General features: G+C 71.6%; 14 protein-coding genes and 1 pseudogene. 10 read left to right on the top strand and 5 right to left on the bottom strand.

Annotated features, from left to right (window positions below; all coding sequences use genetic code 11):
- Positions 1 to 85 precede the first annotated feature (85 nt).
- Positions 86 to 2,047: a primosomal protein N' gene (locus O7608_RS22800; protein WP_289210996.1), complete on the top strand. Its 1,962-nt coding sequence runs from the start codon at positions 86 to 88 to the stop codon at positions 2,045 to 2,047.
- A gap of 63 nt (positions 2,048 to 2,110) precedes the next feature.
- On the opposite strand, the gene O7608_RS22795 is transcribed toward O7608_RS22800, so the two are convergent.
- Both O7608_RS22795 and O7608_RS22790 read right to left on the bottom strand, forming a co-directional pair.
- Positions 2,111 to 3,625, bottom strand: coding sequence for a family 43 glycosylhydrolase (locus O7608_RS22795; RefSeq protein WP_289206539.1), 1,515 nt, complete (start codon positions 3,623 to 3,625; stop codon positions 2,111 to 2,113).
- 5 nt (positions 3,626 to 3,630) lie between these two features.
- On the bottom strand, positions 3,631 to 6,183 hold the full coding sequence (locus O7608_RS22790; protein WP_289206538.1) for an alpha-L-arabinofuranosidase family protein: 2,553 nt from the start codon (positions 6,181 to 6,183) through the stop codon (positions 3,631 to 3,633).
- Positions 6,184 to 6,515: 332 nt separating this feature from the next.
- On the opposite strand from O7608_RS22790, the gene def reads away from it, so the two are divergent.
- Genes def through O7608_RS22775 form a run of 3 tightly spaced genes read left to right on the top strand, consistent with a single transcriptional unit; the run spans position 6,516 to position 9,438 of the window.
- Positions 6,516 to 7,106, top strand: coding sequence for a peptide deformylase (gene def / locus O7608_RS22785; protein WP_289206537.1), 591 nt, complete (start codon positions 6,516 to 6,518; stop codon positions 7,104 to 7,106).
- A 5-nt stretch (positions 7,107 to 7,111) separates the two neighbouring features.
- The gene (fmt, locus tag O7608_RS22780; RefSeq protein WP_289206536.1) at positions 7,112 to 8,038 is read left to right on the top strand and encodes a methionyl-tRNA formyltransferase; all 927 of its coding nucleotides are present in this window, start codon (positions 7,112 to 7,114) and stop codon (positions 8,036 to 8,038) included.
- Positions 8,035 to 9,438 carry an RsmB/NOP family class I SAM-dependent RNA methyltransferase gene (locus O7608_RS22775; protein WP_289206535.1) on the top strand — a complete coding sequence of 468 codons (1,404 nt, stop codon included), beginning with the start codon at positions 8,035 to 8,037 and terminating at the stop codon, positions 9,436 to 9,438. The genes fmt and O7608_RS22775 overlap by 4 nt, the downstream gene beginning before the upstream one ends.
- A gap of 42 nt (positions 9,439 to 9,480) precedes the next feature.
- On the opposite strand, the gene O7608_RS22770 is transcribed toward O7608_RS22775, so the two are convergent.
- Together O7608_RS22770 and O7608_RS22765 are read right to left on the bottom strand one after the other, a co-directional pair.
- Positions 9,481 to 10,386 carry a septum formation family protein gene (locus tag O7608_RS22770; RefSeq protein ID WP_289206534.1) on the bottom strand — a complete coding sequence of 302 codons (906 nt, stop codon included), beginning with the start codon at positions 10,384 to 10,386 and terminating at the stop codon, positions 9,481 to 9,483.
- 157 nt (positions 10,387 to 10,543) lie between these two features.
- Positions 10,544 to 11,476, bottom strand: coding sequence for a hypothetical protein (locus O7608_RS22765; RefSeq protein WP_289206533.1), 933 nt, complete (start codon positions 11,474 to 11,476; stop codon positions 10,544 to 10,546).
- A 479-nt stretch (positions 11,477 to 11,955) separates the two neighbouring features.
- On the opposite strand from O7608_RS22765, the pseudogene O7608_RS22760 reads away from it, so the two are divergent.
- Positions 11,956 to 12,615: pseudogene (locus tag O7608_RS22760) on the top strand (YceI family protein).
- Between the two features lie 23 nt (positions 12,616 to 12,638).
- Here the strand turns inward: O7608_RS22760 and O7608_RS22755 are convergent.
- Positions 12,639 to 13,661: a LacI family DNA-binding transcriptional regulator gene (locus tag O7608_RS22755; RefSeq protein ID WP_289206532.1), complete on the bottom strand. Its 1,023-nt coding sequence runs from the start codon at positions 13,659 to 13,661 to the stop codon at positions 12,639 to 12,641.
- A gap of 145 nt (positions 13,662 to 13,806) precedes the next feature.
- On the opposite strand from O7608_RS22755, the gene O7608_RS22750 reads away from it, so the two are divergent.
- The 5 genes from O7608_RS22750 to O7608_RS22730 are packed head-to-tail and all read left to right on the top strand — an operon-like array spanning position 13,807 to position 21,151.
- A complete protein-coding gene (locus O7608_RS22750; RefSeq protein ID WP_289206531.1) occupies positions 13,807 to 15,834 on the top strand; it encodes a beta-galactosidase in 2,028 nt (675 codons plus the stop codon).
- A complete protein-coding gene (locus tag O7608_RS22745) occupies positions 15,831 to 16,745 on the top strand; it encodes a carbohydrate ABC transporter permease (protein WP_289206530.1) in 915 nt (304 codons plus the stop codon). The genes O7608_RS22750 and O7608_RS22745 overlap by 4 nt, the downstream gene beginning before the upstream one ends.
- A complete protein-coding gene (locus O7608_RS22740; RefSeq protein WP_353850457.1) occupies positions 16,742 to 17,632 on the top strand; it encodes a carbohydrate ABC transporter permease in 891 nt (296 codons plus the stop codon). Before O7608_RS22745 ends, O7608_RS22740 begins: the two co-directional genes overlap by 4 nt.
- 56 nt (positions 17,633 to 17,688) lie before the next feature.
- Positions 17,689 to 19,023, top strand: coding sequence for an ABC transporter substrate-binding protein (locus tag O7608_RS22735; RefSeq protein ID WP_289206529.1), 1,335 nt, complete (start codon positions 17,689 to 17,691; stop codon positions 19,021 to 19,023).
- 4 nt (positions 19,024 to 19,027) lie between these two features.
- Positions 19,028 to 21,151 (top strand): alpha-galactosidase, encoded by a 2,124-nt coding sequence (locus tag O7608_RS22730; protein ID WP_289206528.1) that lies wholly within the window; start codon positions 19,028 to 19,030, stop codon positions 21,149 to 21,151.
- Positions 21,152 to 21,269: the final 118 nt, after the last annotated feature.

Below are 21,269 nucleotides of genomic sequence, written 5' to 3'. Positions count from 1 at the left end.
GCCGGGCAGGCAGGATGAGGCGGTGACCACCCGCGCGCGCACCGACCGGCAGCCGGCAGACCGGCTGCCGGTCGCGCGGATCTGTGTGGACGTGCCACTTGCGCACCTCGACCGGCCGTTCGACTACCTGGTCCCGGCTGAACTCGACGACGGCGTTCAGCCGGGTACCCGGGTCCGGGTCCGCTTCGCTGGCCAACTGGTGGCCGGGTGGGTGCTGGAACGGGCCGCCACCTCAGGCCACGACGGCAAGCTCGTCTTCCTCGACAAACTGATCTCGCCGGAGCGGGTGCTCAGCGCGGAGATCGCCGGACTGGCCCGGACCGTCGCCGACCGGTACGCCGGACACCTGGCCGACGTGTTGCGGTTGGCGGTGCCGCCGCGACACGCCCGGGTCGAGCAGGAACCCCGCGCACCGGAGTCCGGTGCCGCCGACTGCGAACAGCCTGAGCCCGACGCGGCGTCGTCCGGTGCGGTGCCGACCGGCGCGGCGTCGAGCGACGCTGACGGATGGGCGGCGTACCCGTCCGGGCCGGCGTTCCTGCGGGCCGTCGCCGACGGCCGACCGGCCCGCGCCGTCTGGGCCCCGCTGCCCGGCGAGGACTGGCCGGCCCGGTACGCCGAGGTGATCGCCGCCGCCGTACGGGCCGGCCGGGGCGCGGTCGCGGTGCTACCGGACGGACGCGACGTCGACCGGCTGGACACGGCCCTGCGCTCGGCGCTCGGCGCCGGCCGGCACGTGGTGCTCACGGCGGCGCTCGGCCCGGCCCGCCGCTACCGGGCGTTCCTCGCGGCGAGCCGAGGTCTGGTGAAAGTAGTAGTCGGCACCCGGGCGGCGATGTTCGCTCCGGTCGCCGATCTGGGCCTGGTCGCCATCTGGGACGACGGCGACGACGTGCACGCCGAACCCCGCGCTCCGTACCCGCACGCCCGGGAGGTCCTGCTCACCCGGGCACAACTGGGCGGGGTCGCGGCACTGCTCGGCGGCTTCGCCCGGTCCGGCGAGGCACAACAGCTCGTCGAGACCGGCTGGGCCCGGGAGATCGTCGCCGCCCGGGCGACGGTTCGGCGACGTGCCCCCCGGGTCACCCCGGCCGGCGACGACGCCCAACTAGCCCGGGACGCCGGTGCCGCCACCGCCCGACTGCCCAGCCTGGCCTTTGCCGCCGCCCGTACGGCGTTGCAGGCCGGGACACCGGTGCTGGTGCAGGTGCCCCGGCGCGGCTACCTGCCGGCCGTGTCCTGCGCGGACTGCCGGACCCCGGCCCGCTGTCCGCATTGCGCCGGCCCGCTGGCCCTGCCGGCGGCGACCGCCACCGCACAGTGCCGCTGGTGTGGCCGGCCGGCCGCCGGCTACGCCTGTCCGCACTGCCAGGGGCGGCGACTCCGGGCCGCGGTCACCGGTGCCCGGCGTACCGCCGAGGAGCTGGGTCGGGCGTTCCCCGGCACCACGGTGCGGACCTCCGGCCGTGACGAGGTGCTGACCTTGGTGCCGGCCGACCCGGCGGTGGTGGTCGCCACCCCCGGGGCCGAGCCGGTGGCCGCCGGCGGCTACGGTGCCGTTCTGCTGCTGGACACCTGGGCGTTGCTGACCCGGGCCGACCTGCGCGCCGGAGAGGAGACGCTGCGCCGCTGGCTGTCCGCCGCCGCGCTGGCCCGGCCGGCGACCGACGGCGGCCAGGTGGTGGTGATCGCCGACGGCGGGCTCGCTCCGGTGCAGGCGCTACTGCGCTGGGACCCCGGGTGGTTCGCGGCCCGCGAGCTCGCCGACCGGCGCGAGCTGGGTTTCCCGCCAGCGGCCCGGATGGCCAGCGTGACCGGACCGGCCGAGGCGGTCGACGAGCTGCTGGCCGCGTTGCGGATGCCGGACGGTGCCGAACTGCTCGGTCCGGTGCCGGCGGCCGACGGCCAGGAACGGATGCTGATCCGGGTCCGCCGGTCGCAGGCGGCCGAGCTGGCCCGACACCTGCGAACGGCGGCCGGCACCCGCACCGCCCGCCGGACCGGTCAGCCGGTACGCATCCAGATCGACCCGCTCGACCTGCTCTAGCCCGGGACCCGCTCGACCTGCTCTAGCCCGGGCCCCGCTCGACCTGCTCTGGCCCGGGTCCGGTCAGCTGAGCCGGAAGGCAGACTGTGCCCCGGCGGCGGGACCGATGGTCAGCTGCCCGTTCTCGTGGCGGACGAAAGCCGACGGGACCCCGGCGAGGCGCAGCGAGATGCGTCCGTTCACCCGGGGAATCCGGTGGAAGCTCGCCTGTGCGGCGAACTCGTCGTCGTCGGCGGCCGGGTCGAGGCGTACGGTGCCGTTGACCGCCCGCAGGTAGTGTCCCGGCCGGTCGACCGACTGGATCGACACCGTGTCCGCCCCGGCCAGCCCGGCACCGATGCGGAACTGGGTGTCGGCCAGCCGCTGGGCGTCGGTGTCGACCAGCACGGTCGCACCGACGTGACGCACGAAGGCGGCACGGCTGGTGTCGGCGGGCGAGAGCCGCACGATCGGCCCGCCCTCGCCGACCGGGATCCCGAACAGCGGATTGCCGTCGGCGTCCCAGTAGAGCTTCTGCACCCGGGCGTGCCGGTTCGGGTCGTACAGCGGGTCGCCGACGATGTCCCGGTAGTCCCGGGCGTGGTAGACCAGCACCGTCGTCTTACCGTCCTCGGCGACGGTGAACGAGTTGTGTCCCGGGCCGTACCGGCCGGTCTGTTCGTTGGTGACGAAGACCGGGTCGGGCGTCTTCGTCCAGGAGCGGTGGTCGAGCAGGTCGGCGCCGGCGTCGGCGGTGAGCAGGCCCATGCAGTAGCGGGAGTCGGTGGCGCTGGCCGAGAAGGTCATGAACACCCGTCCGTTGCGGACGATCACCGCCGCGCCTTCGTTGACCGCGTAGCCCTGCACCTCCCACGGGCGGGTCGGGGTGGCGATGCGCACCGGCTTGGTCTTCAGCGTCCACGGGTCGGCCAGCTCGGCGATGTACAGGCTGGAGTTGACCGCGATCTCCGGCTCACCCTGGGCCCAGACCAGGTACTGATGCCCGTGATGGTGGAACGTGGTGGCGTCCAGGGCGAAACTGTCCCACTCGGTGACGATCTGACCCCGCAACTGCCAGCCGGCCGGGTCCCGGGGGTCGTCCAGCGGGGACTCCAGCACGTACATCCGGATCCGGAACACGTTGTCGGAGTCGCCGGCGGCGAAGTAGACGTACCACTTGCCGTCGATGCGGTGCAGCTCCGGCGCCCAGATGTGGCCGCCCATCCGGCCGCTGGCCGGCCGTCGCCAGATCACCGTCTCGGCGGCGGTGGCCAGCCCGGCGATGGTGGGCGCGCCGCGGACCACGATCCGGTCGTACTCCGGCACTGAGCCGGTGAAGTAGTACATGCCGGCGACCGGGTAGGTGACGAACGGGTCGGCCCGCTGGTGGACGAGCGGGTCGACCGTCGGGACGCCGTACACCTGAGCGTCGGTGGGTGCGCCGACCGGGCCGGTGGTGTTGCCGGCGGTCGGTGCGGCGGCGGCCGCGTCCGGCCGCCCGATACCGGTGGTCAACCCACCGACCAGGCCGGCGGCGGCGACACCGAGGCCGCCGCGCAGCAGGGCGCGTCGGTTCACGTCGTACGTCAAGGAAGCCACCTCACTCACTTCGTGCGGATGCGGATGAAGGTCACGGAGTACGGCTCGAAGGTGTGCGTGAAGCGGGACGCGACGCCGGTGAGCGGGGTGGTGACCGGCTGGATCGGTTCGGCCGAGCGGGTGTTCTGCTCAGCGGGGTCGCCGCTGATCACGGTCATCTGAGCGGTCGACCGGACCGGCAGGTCGCCCAGGTCGATCATGGTCACGGCCGCCTTGTCCTGCGCGTTGACCACCTTGACCAGGAGGTCGCCGGTGGCCTCGTCGCGGGTGACGACCTGGGCGAACGGGCGGGTGACCCGGTCGTCGACGAATTCGCCCCACACCTCGCCGTCCAGCAGCAGGGTGACCTTGTCACCCCGTACCTTGACGGTGATGTCGTACGTGGTGCCGGTGGTGATCTGGTTCGGCTTGGCGATCAGCGTCTCCTTGGCCCCGTTCGTGGCCTTCTCCACCGCGCCCTGGGTGTTGTTCCAACCACCCAGGTTCCACCAGTAGAAGTTGCCGGCGTCCTTGACACCGAACCCGATCAGGAAGCCCTCCGCGCCGGCGTTCTTCGTGGCGGTCAGCGACAGGTCGTAGTCGGCGGCGGTGATCTCGGCGGCGGCGACCATGGTGTCCTGGGCGGCCGTGTCGCTCTGGGTGTACGCCTCGTCGACCACCGACCAGCTGCCCCGGTTCGCGACCGGCGTCCACTGGTCCGCCCCGGTGGCGAAGTCGTCGCTGAACAACACCGTGCCGTCCGGGGCGGTGACCTTCACGTCGTCGTAGGTCGCCGAGGTGGCCCAGGTGGACAGGCCGATCCGGCCGGTGATCGGCTGGGTGCCGAGGGCCGGCCCGGTGGCCCCACTGGGCACCGTACGGTCGCCGACGTTGGTCATGAACAGCTTCTGCACCTGGTAGCTGGTCGTGCCCCAGGATTCGTCGTTGTCGAACCAGATCAGGTCCGGCCGCCACCGGACGTGGTCGATGTTGGCCAGCAGCGGGGCGTACGAGGCCATCTCGACGATGTCGGCGTTGCGCTCCAGCCCGGTCATGAAGGCCGCCTCGGCCAGCGAGTTGTAGAGCTTGTTGTCCTGGGAGGCGTACTCGCCGAGGAACACCTTCGGCCCGGCGCGGTCGTAGCTGTCGTAGCGGTCGTTGTTCTGTAGGAACCAGGCCGGGCTGTTGTAGTAGTGCTCGTCGACCATCTCCACCCCGGCGGCCCGGTTGAGCTGCCACAGCCGGTCGAAGGTGGCACCCTGGTCGTCCGGTCCGGAGTTGCTGATCACCGTGATCTGCGGGTACCGCGCCTCGATCGCGGCCCGGAACCGCTGGAAGTTGGCGAAGAACGCCTCGGGCAGGTTCTCCTCGTTGCCGACCGCGACGTGGGTCAGGTTGAACGGTTCCGGGTGGCCCATGTCGGCGCGCAGCCCGCCCCAAGTGGAGTCGGCCGGGCCGGTGGCGAACTCGATCAGATCCAGCGTGTCGGAGATGTGCCGCTGCAGCAGGGGCTCGTCGACAGTGGGCTGGTTCTGGCCGCAGCCGGTGACCAGGGCCGGTACCACCGGCAGCGGCATCGCGCCGATGTCCTCGGCGAACTGGAAGTACTCGTAGTAGCCCAGTCCGTACGACTGGTTGTAGCCCCAGAAGTTGGCGTTGGTCGCCCGGGTCTCCACCGGTCCGACGGTGTCCTTCCACTGGTACGAGCGGGCCCGTTCCCAGCCGGACCCGGCGTCGTAGCCGTCCATGCTGCCGGTGTTGACCAGGCAGCCGCCGGGGAAGCGGACGAAGCCCGGCCGCAGCGCCTCGATCTTCTGGGCCAGGTCCTTGCGCAGACCGTTGGGTCGGCCCCGGAAGGTCTCCTGAGGAAACAGCGACACCATGTCCAGCCGTACGGTGCCGGTGCCGCCGGCGAGCACCGCGAGCCGGCCGACGTCGGAGGTACGGTGGGCGGTGAACGTGGCGGTGTACCTGGTCCAATCGTCGCCGTGGACGCGCAACCGCTGCGGTTCGGCGAGTCGGCGGCCGTCGACGTCGAGCAGCCGGACGGTCAGCTGGTTGCCGGTGGAGTCGGTGCGGGCCCAGACCGAGAAGTCGTAGCGTTTGCCGGCCTCGACGGCGATTCCGCTGTTGTAGCCGGAGTTGGTCACCCCGTAGCGTCCGCCGGCGATGTTGTCCAGGTCGAGCCGCAGGTAGGTGCGGTTCCGATCGTTGAGCCGGCCGTCGTCGTCGACCGGGGTCGCGGTGCCGGACCCGCCGGCTTCGGTGCCCGGGGCCCAGCCGGTCAGTCCGGTGAAGGACTGGTTGTCCACTGGTAGGAACTCGAAGGACCGGTTACGGACCAGTTCGGCGTAGAGGCCGCCGTCGGCGGCGTAGTTGATGTCCTCGAAGAAGACGCCGTACATGGTGTCGCTGATCGGCACCCCGGCAGCGGCCGGATCGACCGTGATCGTGTACTCCGGCTCCGGTCGTGGCGGGTCGGCCAGGCTCGGTCCGGTGGCTACGGCCGCGGTGGCGACGAGTGCTCCGACCAGCAGCGCGCTGCCGGTCAGCCCGGGTCGTGCGGTTGGTAGGTACATGGGCTGCCTCCTGATCGCCGGGCCAATGGCGGGCGGGCGTCCGTCCGGTCGGGGTCGGTAGGGGGTTGTGGTCGCGGTGCGGTGGGTCGCGGTGCGGTGGGGTCGCGGTGCGGTGGGGTCGCGGTGCGGGGGTGGGCGCGCTGGCAGCGGGCTCCAGCCTGGAGCGGAACCGGAATGTTAACGCTAACAGGGACGGAGTACTACGGTTGCATCACCATCTCGTCAATAGCGTCGTCGCGGCTTCATATGGACGACCGTCGCGCCCGTCACCATGACCGGCGCACGCCCGTAGACTGGGGACACCGTCTGCCCACGACAAGGAGCCTGACCGCGTGACCGTCCAGCCCATCCGACTCTTCGGCGACCCGGTGCTGCGCACTGCGGCCGAGCCCGTGGTCGACTTCGACGCCGAGCTGCGCGGGCTCGTCGCCGATCTGACCGACAGCATGACCGATCAGAACGGCGCCGGCCTCGCCGCGCCACAGCTCGGTGTCGGGCTGCGGGTCTTCACGTTCCACGTCGACGACCTGCTGGGCCACCTGGTGAATCCGGTGCTGGACTTTCCCGACGAGGAGGAACAGGACGGCCCGGAAGGCTGCCTGTCCATCCCGGGGCTCTACTTCGACACCAAGCGTCGACAGAACGTCGTGGCGAAGGGCTTCAACGAGTACGGCGACCCGGTGCAGATCGTCGGCAGCGGCCTGATGGCCCGTTGCGTACAACACGAGACCGACCACCTCGACGGGGTGCTGTTCCTCGACCGGCTCGACCCGGCGACCCGTAAGGAGGCGATGCGGGCGATCCGCCAGTCGGACTGGTACGACGAGGCCGCCCCGCCGACCGTCAAGGTCAGCCCGCACCGTTCGTCGGGCGGCCTGTTCCGCCCCGGCGGTGCCACCAGCCCGTTCGGTCTGGGCAGGTGACCGGGATGCGGCTGGTCTTCGCTGGCACCCCCGAGGTCGCCGTACCGGCGTTGGACGCCATCGCCGCCAGCGGACACGACCTGGTCGCCGTGGTGACCCGGCCGGACGCGCCGGCCGGCCGGGGCCGCCGGCTGGTCCGCTCGCCGGTCGGTGCCTGGGCCGACGAGCGGGGCATCGAGGTGCTGACACCTCAACGGCCCCGCGAGCCGGAGTTCCTGGACCGGCTGACCGCGTTGGCACCGGACTGCGTGCCGGTGGTGGCCTACGGTGCGCTGGTGCCGCCGGTGGCGCTGGCGATCCCGGCGTACGGCTGGATCAACCTGCACTTCTCGCTGCTGCCCGCCTGGCGGGGGGCGGCGCCGGTGCAGCACGCGGTGCTGCACGGCGACGAGGTGACCGGCGCGAGCGTGTTCCAGCTGGAGGAAGGCCTGGACACCGGGCCGGTGTTCGGCACCGTGACCGACCAGGTCGGATCGACCGACACCGCCGGTGACCTGCTGCACCGGCTGGCGCACAGCGGCGCCCAGCTGCTGGTGGCGGTGCTGGACGGGATCGCCGCCGGGACCGCGCGGGCGCACACGCAGCCGACCGACGGGGTGTCGCTCGCCCCGAAGCTGTCGGTGGAGGACGCCCGGCTGCGCTGGACCGACCCGGCGTTCGCGGTGGACCGCCGGGTCCGGGCCTGCACGCCGGCACCCGGTGCCTGGACGACGTTGCGGGACGAGCGGGTCAAGCTCGGACCGGTCCGGCCGGTGCCCGACGGCCCGCCCCTGAAACCGGGGGAGTTGCTGGCCGAACGCAACCGCCTGCTGGCCGGCACCGCGACGGTACCGGTCGCGCTGGGTGAGGTGCGGGCGGCTGGCAAGAAGGCCATGTCGGCGTCGGACTGGGCCCGGGGTGCCCGGATCAGCACCGGCGAGTTCTTCCAATGAGCGTGGGCACCGACCGGACGCGGCGCGGCCGCCGACACGTCGACCCGGCCCGGGACGCGGCGTACGAGGCGGTCGCGGCGGTGCACCGCGACGACGCGTACGCCAACCTGGTGCTGCCGACGATCCTGCGGGACCGGCAGCTCCACGGCCGGGACGCGGCGTTCGCCACCGAGCTGACCTACGGCACCCTGCGGATGGTCGGCACCCTGGATCTGATCATCGCCCGAGCGGCCGGCCGGGGCGTGGACCGGATCGACCCGCCGGCCCGCGACGCACTGCGCCTCGGCGCGTACCAGCTGCTGCACACCCGGGTGCCGGCGCACGCCGCCGTGTCGTCGACGGTGGACCTGGTGCACAACGTGGCGACGGGCGCGGTCGGGTTCGCCAACGCCGTACTGCGGGAGATCTCCGGCCGTGACCTGGACACCTGGCTGATTGAGCTGGCACCCGACGAGCAGACCGACCCGATCGGCCACCTGGCGGTCACCTTCCACCATCCGGAGTGGATCGTGCGGGCGTTCGCCGAGGCGCTCGGCGACGACCTGGCGGAGACGACCCGGCTGTTGATCGAGGACAACGAGCGACCGCCGGTGCACCTGTGTGCCCGGCCGGGGCGGGTCGAGGCGGCCGCGCTGGCCGACGAGGTCGCTGGCGCGCCGGGGGCCTTCTCGCCGTACGCCGTCTACCTGTCCGGCGGCGCGCCCAGTGACCTGTCGGCGATCAGGCAGGGGCGGGCGCACGTACAGGACGAGGGCTCGCAGCTGGTGGCAGCGGCGTTGACCGCCGCCGACGTGCCCGGCCAGGACACCCGGTGGCTGGACCTGTGCGCCGGCCCCGGCGGTAAGGCGGCACTGCTGGGCGCGCTCGCCGTCGACCGGGGCGCGCAGGTCACCGCGGTGGAGATCGCCGAGCACCGGTCCCGCCTGGTGGAGCAGGCGGTCCGCGGGCTGCCGGTGACCGTGCGGACGACGGACGGCCGGCGGGTCGGTGCCGGTGAGGATCTGCCGGCGGCTTCCTTCGACCGGGTCCTGGTCGACGCGCCGTGCACCGGGCTCGGTTCGCTGCGGCGCCGTCCCGAGTCGCGCTGGCGCCGTCAGCCGTCGGACCTGCCGCCGTTGACCCGGTTGCAGCGGGAGTTGCTCACGGCCGGTCTGCGCGCGGTCCGCCCGGGTGGGGTGGTGGCGTATGTGACCTGTTCGCCGCATCGGGTGGAGACCCACGTGTCGGTGACCGAGGCGGCGCGGCGCAGCGGCGTACCGGTGGACTTCGTCGACGCGCGGCCGTTGTTGCCGGCGGGGATGCCGGGCCTCGGTGACGGTCCGTCGGTGCAGTTGTGGCCGCACCGGCACGGCACCGACGCGATGTTCCTCGCGGTGCTGCGCCGGACGGATAAGCAGTAGCGCGTCGCCGTACGGTTCAGTCGTGGCGCACCACCGTAGGGGTCAGTTCTGCCGCACCGGCAGGGCGGCCGGTCCGCCGTCACGGACCGAGCGGGTCAGCGGCGGGTCGTCGCGCCACAGCAGGCACCGTACGGTGAGGTTGCCGTCGTCCCACTCGTCCTTGAAGGGATAGTCGTAGATGGTGCCGACGCGGTACCGCAGATCGTCGTCGACGGGAAGCGCGGCGTACTCGGCGACGACCTGCCGGCACCGTTCGTGGACCCGGTCGGAGTTGGCGGCGAACTGGTCGTAGGGCAGGTCGCTCTCGACGTACAGGCCGGCGAACTCGCTGCGGTGCGGCTGCGTGCAGGCCACCGGGGTGAGCACGTCAACGTCGCCTCCACTGACCGAGCCGGGGTTGAAGCAGCCCCAGCGCAGTGGGCCGTCGGGGCCGAGCGCACCGGCCAGGCTGCCGGTGCGGGTCACCAGGCTGCGGTCCTGCATGCTGGTCATCTCGCCGACGTCGCACCGGTACCAGCGGGCCCCGCCGGACCAGGCGGCGGTCGACGGGACGACGACGTCCAGTCGTACCCGGCCGGCCTGCCAGTCGTCGCCGAGGAACTGGCGGACCCGCTGGTCGCAGCTGTGGCGGGCGACGCGACGTGCGGCCGAACCGTGTGCCGGAGCGCGGTCGCTGACGGCATGCGTGCCGGTGAAGATGCCGACGAAGACGGTCTCCAGGTCGTGCGGCCGGTCGCAGGTGACGGGGGTGTAATCGTCGCGGTGGCCGGTGCCGTTCGTGGCGACCGGGTGGCAGGCGCCGACGTCGGGAACGAACGGTTTCGGGGTCGGCATGACGGCCCAGCCGTCGGTGAGTTCACCGCCTGCGGTACGCGGTGCGAGCCCGCATCCTGCTGCCGCTGTCAGGACTGTGACCGCCAGGAGCAGCCGGATCCACCGCCGTCGCATCGCCGTACGTCCTCCCGTGGCCGGGTGATCGTAGGCGGTTAAGTCTACTGCAAGTAGTCGAACATATCTCTAGAGTGATCGTCTGCTCCGTTGTGACGGGTACGGCCCGACGGTCCGTGGTGGACCGTCGGGCCGTACCCGGTGCTGTTGCCGTCGCTCAGCTGGGCTGGGCGAACGTGACGGCCTGTGGGCCGTTGGTCCGGATCGGTTCGCCGGTCGCACTGCTGAAATCGGTGCCACCGTGCCAGCGATGCTCCGCACTGCAGACACAGTGGATCTTCACCAACTGGCGGGGGAGGACGACCAACGAGGCGGTGGTCGCCGCGTCGTCGAGCTCCACGACCCCGACCGGGTCCTTCGTGATCGCGTTGTGCAGCACGATCCGACCCGGGCCGGCGGGCGCCTCGGCGATCTCCACGGTCACGCTGGTGCCCGCCTCCAGCTCGTGCTGGTACGGCGGAGCGTTGACGTCCACATCGACGAGCGTGGCCCGCAGCCGGTTCCCGACGTGGCCACTCCACTGGTACGGGTACCCGTCCGCCTTGAACAGCAAGGGCCACTGGTACGGCCCGAGCCAGTCGATGATGAACATGCCGTCCTCGGCCACCGGCGAGTAGCGCGGATCCCGGGAACCGTCCGGGACCGGTGCGACGATGCCGACTGTGCCGTTGGCCAGGGCGGCGTCGTCGGCCCCGGTCAGTACGCCGGTCACGACCGACCGGTCGTCCAGTCGGATGGTCGGGCCCGGCTTGACCTCATCGGCGGTGAAAGTGAACCACCGTGCCTCTTTCTGGGTGCCCGTGCCACCGGTCTGGCCCACCCATTGTGCGCCGTACCGACTGCCCGAATCGGGCAGGGCGAACAGGTTGTACGAGCCGGTCCCGGGAACCGGTACATTGACTCGTCCACGCGAGTCGCTGCGTGTCGGGCACACGTCCGCGAAGCTGAACGTGAACACCGGTACGGCGAACACACAGATGTCGGCGACCGGTTCGTCGGTCGCGGCGTCGATCACGCTCGTGCGGATGCCGGGACCGGTGAAGTCCGTGGTGGCGTACGCCTGCGGTGCGATGGTGGCACCGGCGAACAAGGCCGACGCGACAATGGATCCGAGGACGAGTCGCCTTTTCCGGTTGCCGACCGAACGTGGTTCGACGGCGCGGTGTGCGCCGACTCTGCTGCGTGTGGAAAATCGAATGATCCTCAAAGAGGTTGCCCCTTTCACGTTTCACGCAACGGCTGGGTGCTACGGGATTTTGTAGCACGGAAAATCGTCGATTCCCGGTTGCGGATGCCGGTGCGGCGAGCGTTTTGTCATCGATCTGGGCCTTTTCCGCCCGAAGGGAGGTGAAGTGTCGGAGAAAACGAGAAGAGGAATTGCGTTCCGGTGGGCCCGGTACCGTCCGGTCGTGGCCGATCCCGTAGGTGGCGCGGGTGGCCGGGATCACCACTGGCCGGGCGCTCAGCCGGCCCACGTGAGGATCCACCCGCACCCGCAGCTGGCAGTTGGCGCACACACCCCACCTATGCTGGGCAAACAGGTACCAGCTACCGGGGGACACGTAAACGATGAACGGCTCCGCCACCCGGTCCTGGGGTGGAATGACCATCCCGGCGCCGGGTGTTTACCAGCTCGATCCGGCCCACAAGCGGATCGGCTTCCTTGCCCGCCACATGATGGTCAGTCCGGTACGGGGCGAGTTCACCTAGGGCGGCGCGACGATTGTGGTCGAGGACGACCCGCTGCGGTCGCAGGTGGTGGCGAGCATCCGGACGGCCAGTATCGACACCAACCATGCCGAGCGGGACACTCACCTGCGCAGCGCCGATTTCCTCGATGTCGAGCGATACCCGACGCTGGAGTACCGCAGCACCGGCATCCAGTGGCAGCAGGCCGACGACCCGATCTTCTACTGGGCCCGGCTGCGCAGCCACCGTCCCGGCCGTACGGCGCCGGCACCGCCGGCCACGCAGGCCAGCGCCCGGCGTTTCGTGCTCGCCGGCGAGCTGACCGTCAAGGGCGTGACCCGCCCGGTCGACCTGCAGGTCGAGTTCGGTGGTGCCCGACGGGATCCGTACGGGCAGGAGATCTTCGGGTTCAGCGCGACCGCCGAGATCGACCGGGAGGAGTACGGTCTGGTCTGGAACGTGGTGCTGGACAGCGGCGGCTTCCTGGTCGGCAAGAAGGTGCTGATCGAGATCGCCGGCGAGGCGATCCACCAGGGCTGACCTGCCGTGCCGGCCCGCTTCGGTCAGGCGGATCCGCGCCAGACGACGGGGGTGGGCAGCAGCACCCCGCCGGGTGCGACGGGTGCCCCGTTGAGCTGGCACAGCACCAGGTCGGCGGCGCGGGCGCCGATCTCCTTCGCCGGCTGGTGCACGGTGGACAGCGGCGGGTTGGTGCGTCGGGCCCAGGCGCTGTCGTCGAAGCCGACGACGCCGACGTCGGCCGGTACGGTCCGGCCGGCCTCGCGCAGGGTCTGGATCGCTCCGGCCGCGACCACGTCCGAGGCGGCGAAGACACCGTCGAGGTCGGGTGCCCGCTCCAACAGGGTCTGCATGCCGCTGACGCCGCACGAGTAGTCGTAGAGCGGGACCTCGACGACCAGCCGGGGGTCGAACCGGTCGCCGAGGCCCTGGCGGAAACCGGTGAGCCGGTCGGCGCCGGAGTCGCGGTTCAGGGCGGCGGCGATCATGCCGATGCGCCGCCGGCCGGTGGCGGCCAGCCGCGCGGTGATCTCGCGTGCCGAACCGACGTTGTCGACCCCGACGTACGGGATCTCCTGGGCCAGGTCGGGCGGATGCCCGACGAAGGTGGCCGGCAGTTTCAGGTCGGTGACGACCCGGGTGATCGGGTCGTGCACCCGGGCCGAGACGATCACCGCGCCGTCGACGAAACCGCCGCTGAGGTAGCGGGCGACCCGTTCGGTGTCGCGGTCGGAGTCGACCACCAGGTTGACCATCTGGTACTCGGCGGTGGAGAGCACCGCGTTGGCCCCCAGCATGATCGCCCCGATGTTCGGGTCCTCCAGGAACAGCGAGTGCGGTTCCAGCACGATGAAGCCGACCGCCTGGGAGCGCTGGGTGACCAGGTTACGGGCGGCGGTGTTCGGCACGTAGCCGACCTCGGCGATGGCGGCGAGGATCGCGGCGCGGGCGGTGGGGGAGACGTAGCCGCCGTTGAGGACCCGGCTGACGGTGCCCCGGGACACGCCGGCGGCGGCGGCGACGTCGTGCACGGTGGCCCGCTTCGTCGTCGGTCTCGGCCGGTTCACGCCGATCACTGTAGCGGCCGGCCCTTGACCTGCGGCGGAACCCGGCTCTAACGTGTGCACGTTCACACATTCGTTCGCCGGTTGTTCACGCGACGAAATGTGTGCACGTGCACACACATCCGCGACGCACAGCGAGGACATCCCGATGACACCGCCCCGTGACCGGTCGGCCGCACCACTGCTGCCGTCGATCCGCGGCATCGCACTGGGCTGCGACTACAACCCGGAGCAGTGGCCGTCGACGGTGTGGCGCGAGGACGTCGCGCTGATGCGGCAGGCCGGCGTCGACCTGGTGGCGATCAACATCTTCGGCTGGTCGAGCATCGAACCCCGGCCGGGCGAGTACGACTTCGCCGCCCTCGACGAGGTGATCGGCCTGCTGCACGACGCCGGCATCCGGCTCAACCTCGGCACCGGCACCGCCTCCCCGCCGCCCTGGCTGACCACCCGCCACCCCGAGGTGCTGCCGCAGGCCGCCGACGGCACCACCCGGTTCCCCGGCGGGCGGCAGGCGTGGTGCCCGAGCTCACCGGTGTTCCGCGAGCACGCCCTGGCGCTGGTCGAGCAGGTCGCCCGCCGCTACGGCGGGCACCCCGCCCTGGCGCTGTGGCACGTCTCCAACGAGCTCGGCTGCCACAACGCGCTGTGCTACGACGAGACCAGCGCGGTCGCGTTCCGGCGCTGGCTGCGGCAGCGCTACGGCAGCGTCGAGGCGCTCAACGACGCCTGGGGCACGGCCTTCTGGAGTCAGCGCTACGGCGACTGGGACGAGGTGGACCCACCCCGGGCGAACCTGTCGGTGGCCAACCCGGCGCAGCTACTGGACTTCCACCGGTTCAGCTCCGCGCAGCTGCTGGAGCACTATCGGGCCGAGGCGGCGGTGCTGCGCCGGCACAGCGCCGCGCCGATCACCACGAATCTGATGGTAACCGCTCATATCAGGAACCTAGACTACTGGTCCTGGGCTCCTGACCTGGACATCGTCGCCAACGACCACTATCTGGACCACCGGCTCGGCGACCCGGTCGCGGAACTGTCCTTCGCCGCCGACCTCACCCGGGGGCTGGCCGGGGGAGCGCCGTGGATGTTGATGGAGCAGGCGACCGGCGCGGTCAATTGGCAGCCCTGGAACCTCGCCAAGGAGCCGGGCCAGATGATCCGCAACTCGCTCACCCACGTCGCCCGGGGTGCCGACTCGATCTGCTTCTTCCAGTGGCGGGCCTCCGCCGCCGGTGCCGAGAAGTACCACTCGGCGATGCTGCCGCACGCCGGCACCGACACCACCACCTGGCGGGAGGTGCTGCGGCTGTCGGAGGTGCTCGACCGCGTCGGTGAGGTCGTCGGCACCCGGGTCCGCTCCGACGTGGCCATGCTGTTCAGCTGGGAGTCCTGGTGGTCGGCCGACGGTCCGGCCCGCCCGTCGACCGAGGTCCGCTATCTCGACCAGGTGCACGCCGCCTACACCGGCCTGCGGGAGCTCGGCGTCACCTGCGACGTCGTCGCCCCCGACGCCGATCTCACCGGCTACCGGCTGGTCGTCGTGTCGTGTCTGCACCTGGTGACCGACGAGCAGGCCGCAGGGCTGGCCGACTACGTCGACGCGGGCGGCCACCTGCTGGTGACCTTCTACAGCGGCATCGTCGACGAGCACGACCGGATCCGCCTCGGCGGCTACCCCGGTGCCTTCCGCGACCTGCTCGGCGTGGTCGGCGAGGAGTTCGTCCCGCTGCCGCCCGGTGCCGAGGTCGCCCTGGACAACGGGGCACACGCCCGATGGTGGACCGAGCGGTTGCGCACCACCACCGCCGCGACCCTCGCCCGCTACGCAGACGGCCCGCTGCCCGGCACCCCGGCGGTCACCCGCAACGCCCACGGTGCCGGCACCGCCTGGTACGTGGCGACCGCGTTGGCCCCCGACGGGCTGCGCGGCGTGCTGCGTACCGCCGTCGACGGGGCCGGGGTTATCCCGCCCGGTCCGGAGAACGACGGCTCGGTCGAGGTGATCCGCCGCGTCGGTGCCGACCGCAGCTACCTGTTCGTCGTCAACCACGGCCGTCGGGAGATCCGCCACGCCGCCACCGGCTACGAGCTCGTCACCGGGACCCCGGTCGACGGGCGGCTGCGGGTCGGCCCCGGCGAGGTCCGGGTGGTCAGAGAGGAGTCGGCCCGGTGATCAGATCCCGTACGGCGCGGTCGACGGCAACCGGCCGCCGCCGGGCACCCGTACCGCACAAGAGCGCCATCGCGATCTTCGTGGTGCCGTTCGGGGCGCTCTTCGCGCTCTTCTACGCCGTCCCCATCGGCTACGCCGTGGTCCAGTCGCTGTACGTCGTGGAGCGCACCGGCACCTTCGGCCCGGCCCGGGAAGTCTTCGGTGGGCTCGCCCAGTACCAGCGGGTCTTCACCGACGGCCCGTTCTGGTCCTCGATCGGCCGGGTGCTGCTGTTCGGCGTGGTCCAGGTACCGGTGATGCTCGGCGTCGCCCTGCTGCTGGCTCTGCTGCTGGACTCCGGTCTGGTCCGTGGGCGGCGGTTCTTCCGGCTCGCCTTCTTCGTGCCGTACGCGGTGCCCGGCGTCGTCGCGGCGATCATGTGGGGTTTCCTGTACTCGCCCAACCTGTCGCCGTTCGCCGCCGTCACCGGCCGGGTCGACCTGCTCGGCGCCGACCTGGTGCTGTGGTCCATCGCCAACGTCGTCACCTGGGTCTACGTCGGCTACAACATGCTGATCATCTATTCGTCGCTGCTGGCGATCCCGCCGGAGATCTACGAGGCGGCCCGGCTCGACGGCGCCGGTCCGGCCCGGATCGCCTGGTCGATCAAGATCCCGATGGTGATGCCGGCGATCGTGCTGACCACCGTCTTCTCCATCATCGGCACCCTCCAACTGCTGGCCGAACCGCAGGTGTTCCGCACCTTCAGCTCGGCGGTGTCCAGCAGCTACACCCCGAACCTGACCGTCTACTCCACCTCGTCGATCCCCAACTTCAACCTGGCCGCGGCCTTCTCGGTGGTGCTCGCCTTGGCGACCTTCGCGCTGTCGTTCACGTTCCTGAAGTTCACCCAGCGTCGGAGCGCGCGATGAGCGCCCCGGCCCGGACCCCCGCCGGCCGCACGTCCACCGGTACGTCGACCCGCGAGTCGCTGCTGTCGCGGTCCGCCGCGACCCTGGTCATGCTGGTCTGCACCGCGTACTTCCTGGTGCCGATCTGGTGGCTGGTGGTCGCCTCGGCGAAACCCGACGGGCGGGTCACCCAGGGCGCGCCCCTGTGGTTCGACGACTTCTCGCTGGTCGACAACGTCACCGAGGTCCTCACCTACCGCGACGGGGTGTTCCCGCGGTGGATCCTCAACAGCCTCGCCTACACCGGCGGCGCCGCCCTGATCGGCACCCTGCTCGCCGCGATGTGCGGGTACGCCCTGGCCAAGTACCGGTTCCCCGGCCGGGAGACGCTGTTCAACGTGGTGCTCGGCGGGGTGCTGGTGCCGGCGACCGCGCTCGCCCTGCCGCTGTTTCTGATCTTCAGCCGGTTCGAGGCGACCAACACCTTCTGGTCGGTCTTCCTGCCCAGCCTGGTCAACCCGTTCGGGGTCTACCTGGCCCGGATCTACGCCGCCGCCAGCGTGCCGGACGAACTGTTGGAAGCGGCCCGCCTCGACGGTGCCGGTGAGGTACGGACCTTCTTCACCGTCGCCACCCGGCTGATGCTGCCCGCGCTGGTCACCATCTTCCTGTTCCACTTCGTCGCGGTCTGGAACAACTTCCTGCTGCCGCTGATCATGCTCGGCGACGAGCGGCTGTTCCCGGTCACCCTCGGCCTCTACACCTGGAACACCCAGGTCAACCAGCTGCCCGAACTGCGTGGCCTGGTGCTCGTCGGCGCGCTGCTGTCGATCGTGCCGCTGGTCGCCGCGTTCCTGCTGCTCCAACGCTTCTGGCGGACCGGCCTCGGGGCCGGCTCGGTCAAGTGAACCCTGCCTGTTTCGCCGTACCTCGTCCACCCACCGATAACGAGAGAAGGATTTCGATGAGACTCCCCGCCTCGACGGTCGGCGTACTGCTCGCCGGCACGCTCGCGCTGACCGCCTGCTCCTCCGGCGACTCCGGCGATGCCGGTACCGGTACCGACGCCGCCACCGACTGCAGCCCGGCCGAAGGCCCGGTCACCCTCGACTTCACCTCCTGGATCCCCGGCATCGAGCAGGTGGTCGAGGTCTGGAACGAGCAGAACCCCGACATCCAGGTCAACGTGCAGACCGGGCCGAACGGCAACGGTGGCACCTACCAGAACTTCTTCAACCAGCTGCGGGCCGGCAACGCGCCGGACCTGGGCCAGATCGAGTACGACGCACTGCCCAGCTTCCGGGTCCAGGACGGCCTGGTCGACCTCGGTGCCTGCGACATCGTGCTCGACGCCCAGGACCAGTTCGTCGACTGGACCTGGGGGCAGGTCAGCTTCGGCGAGGAGGGTTCGGCGTACGCCGTACCGCAGGACGCCGGACCGATGGCCCTGTTCTACCGGGCGGACCTGTTCGAGGCCAACGGCATCGAGGTGCCGACCACCTGGGCCGAGTACGCGGCCGCCGCCGAGACGGTCCGCGCCGCCGGCGGCTACATCACCAACTTCTCCTCCAGCGACATCAACCAGTTCGCCGGGCTGGCCTGGCAGGCCGGCGGCCGGTGGTTCGCCAACGACGGCGACCAGTGGACGGTGGACCTGACCGACCCGCAGACCACCCAGGTCGCCGAGTACTGGCAGGACCTGATCGACCGGGACCTCGTCTCGACCGTGCCGCCGTGGACCACCGAGTGGGACAACGCCTACAACAGCGGCTCCGCCTGGACCTGGGTGTCGGCCGTGTGGGGTGCCAACTCGATCAGCTCCGGCGCGCCGGACACCGCCGGCAAGTGGGCGGTCGCGCCGATGCCGCAGTGGAACGCCGGTGACCAGAGCGCCGGCAACTGGGGCGGCTCCTCCACCGCCGTTTTCCGGGGCAGCGAGCACGTCTACGAGGCAGCTCAGTTCGCCCTCTGGCTGAACACCTCCGAGGAAGCGCTGACCCTGCTCAACGCCGAGGCGAACCTCTACCCGGCGACCACCGCCGGTGCCCAGCTGCCGGCGTTGCGCGAGGGCGTGGAGTTCTACGGCGGCCAGCCGATCTACGAGGTCTTCGCCGAGGCGTCGGCGCAGGTCGCCGCGGACTTCGTCTGGGGCCCGACGATGACCCAGACCTACGCCGACGCCTCCGACGGCTTCAAGGCGGCGGTCTCCGGGCAGGGCACCCTGCTGGACGCGCTGACCGCCGCCCAGACCTCTACCGTGGATACCCTGAAGTCCCAGTCCATCCCGGTAGCGGAGTGACCATTTGATCGCGCACCTGCGGGCCGCGGGCGCCAGCCTCGTGCTGGACGCCCGTGGCCCGTACCCACCGGTCGTCCTGCACTGGGGCGGCGACCTCGGCGACCTCACCGAGGCCGAGCTGACCGATCTGGCGGAGGCGGCGACCCCGCCGGTGCCACCCAGCGCGGTCGACCAGCCGCTGCGGCTCACCCTGCTGCCCACCCCGGGTCAGGGCTGGACCGGCCGGCCCGGCATCGCCGGACACTGGGCCGGGCGGCCCGGCGACGGCAGACCCGGGGCCGGTCGACCCGTCGACGACCTGCGGTTGCACACCGTCGGCCGGACCGGTCCCCGTGACCTGGTGATCGAGTGCGGCCCCGCCGCCGGCGGGCTGCGGGTCACCACCGATGTCTCGCTCAGCGAGCAGGGCGTCCTGCGGGTCCGCCACCAGGTGCGCAACACCGCCGAGGTCGACCTGCACCTGACGGCGGCGGACGTCGTGCTGCCGGTGCCGGAGCAGGCCGATGAGGTGCTCGACTTCACCGGGCTGTGGGCCCACGAGCGGCGCCCGCAGCGTGGCCGGATGCGCGACGGCACGTGGACCCGGCAGACCCGCCACGGCCGACCCGGCCACGACGACCCGTACCTGATGGTCGCCGGCACCGCCGGGTTCGGGTTCCGGCACGGCCAGGTCTGGGCGGTGCACCTGGCGTGGAGCGGCGACAAGCAGCTGTACGCCGAACGCCAGGCCACCGGGCACAGCCTGCTCGGCGCCGGTGAACTGCTCGCCCCCGGCGAGATGATCCTGCCGCCCGACAGCATCTACACCACGCCGTGGACGGTCGCCGTCTGCTCCGACGCCGGACTCGACGGACTCTCCGAGCGGCTGCACGGCTGGATCCGGGCCCGCCGGCCACTGCGCGGACCCCGACCGGTGGTGCTCAACACCTGGGAAGCGGTCTACTTCGACCACGATCTCGACCGGCTGACCCGGCTCGTCGACGCCGCCGCGCAGGTCGGCGTCGAACGCTTCGTCCTCGACGACGGCTGGTTCACCGGCCGGGTCGACGACCGGCGGGCGCTCGGCGACTGGTCCGTCGACCCGCAGCGCTGGCCGGCCGGCCTGGGGCCGCTGGTCGACCGGGTCCGCTCCCGGGGCATGGACTTCGGGCTCTGGGTGGAACCGGAGATGGTCAGCCCCGACTCCGACCTCGCCCGCGCCCACCCCGACTGGCTGCTCGGGCCGACGCACGCCCCGACCTGGCGGTACCAGCGGGTGCTCGACCTGGACAACCCGGACGCCTACCGGTATCTGCGGGAGCGGCTCGGCGCGCTGCTCGACACGTACCCGATCGCCTACCTCAAGTGGGATCACAACCGCGACCTGCTCGCGGCGGGCGGCGCGCACCGGCAGACCACGGCGCTGTACCGGCTCCTGGCCGACCTGCGGGTGACCCACCCGGACCTGGAGATCGAAAGCTGTGCCTCCGGTGGCGGCCGCATCGACCTGGGCATCGGCGAACTGGTCGACCGGTTCTGGACCTCCGACACCAACGATCCGCTCGACCGGCAGCGGATCCTGCGCTGGACCAGCGTACTGATGCCGCTGGAGTACCTCGGCGGGCATCTGGGTGCCGGCACCGCGCACGTCACCGGCCGGGCCACCGACCTGGGTTTCCGGCTGGCCACCGCGCTGTTCGGGCACGCCGGGATCGAATGGGACCTGACCGCCGCGACCGACGCCGAACGTGCCGACGTCGCCGGGTGGATCGCCGCGTACCGGCGGCTGCGGCCGCTGCTGCACACCGGGACGCTGGTGCGTACCGACAGCCCCGACCCGGCCCGGCAGCTGTACGGGGTCGTCGACGCCGACCGCAGCGCCGGCGTGTTCGCTCTGGTGGCGCTCGACGCGGCGCGGTCGGCGCTGCCGGTGCCGCTGCGGCTGGCCGGCCTCGACCCGCAGCGCCGCTACCGGGTGAGTCCACTGCGGATCGGCCCGGCGCCGACGACGTTGCAGGTGCGCCCGCCGGCCTGGCTGCAGCGGGGCGAGGCGGTCCTGCCCGGCCGGGTGCTGGCCGAGATCGGGCTGCCCGCGCCGCTGTTGCACCCGCAACAGGCGGCGCTGTTCACCGCCGAGGCGGTCGGCTGAGCGCACGCCTGCAGATCATCGTCCCGACGGGTCGCCGGCGCGTCACCGGCCACCCACTGGGCCCCGTACGGCGTTGACGGCCGGGTGACGCGGTGTCGGACAAGGTCAGGTCCACCGC

Origin of the sequence: Solwaraspora sp. WMMA2056, assembly GCF_030345095.1 — a bacterium.
In the GTDB taxonomy this organism is placed as follows: domain Bacteria; phylum Actinomycetota; class Actinomycetes; order Mycobacteriales; family Micromonosporaceae; genus Micromonospora_E.
This window is presented reverse-complemented; position numbering and strand designations above follow the sequence as displayed.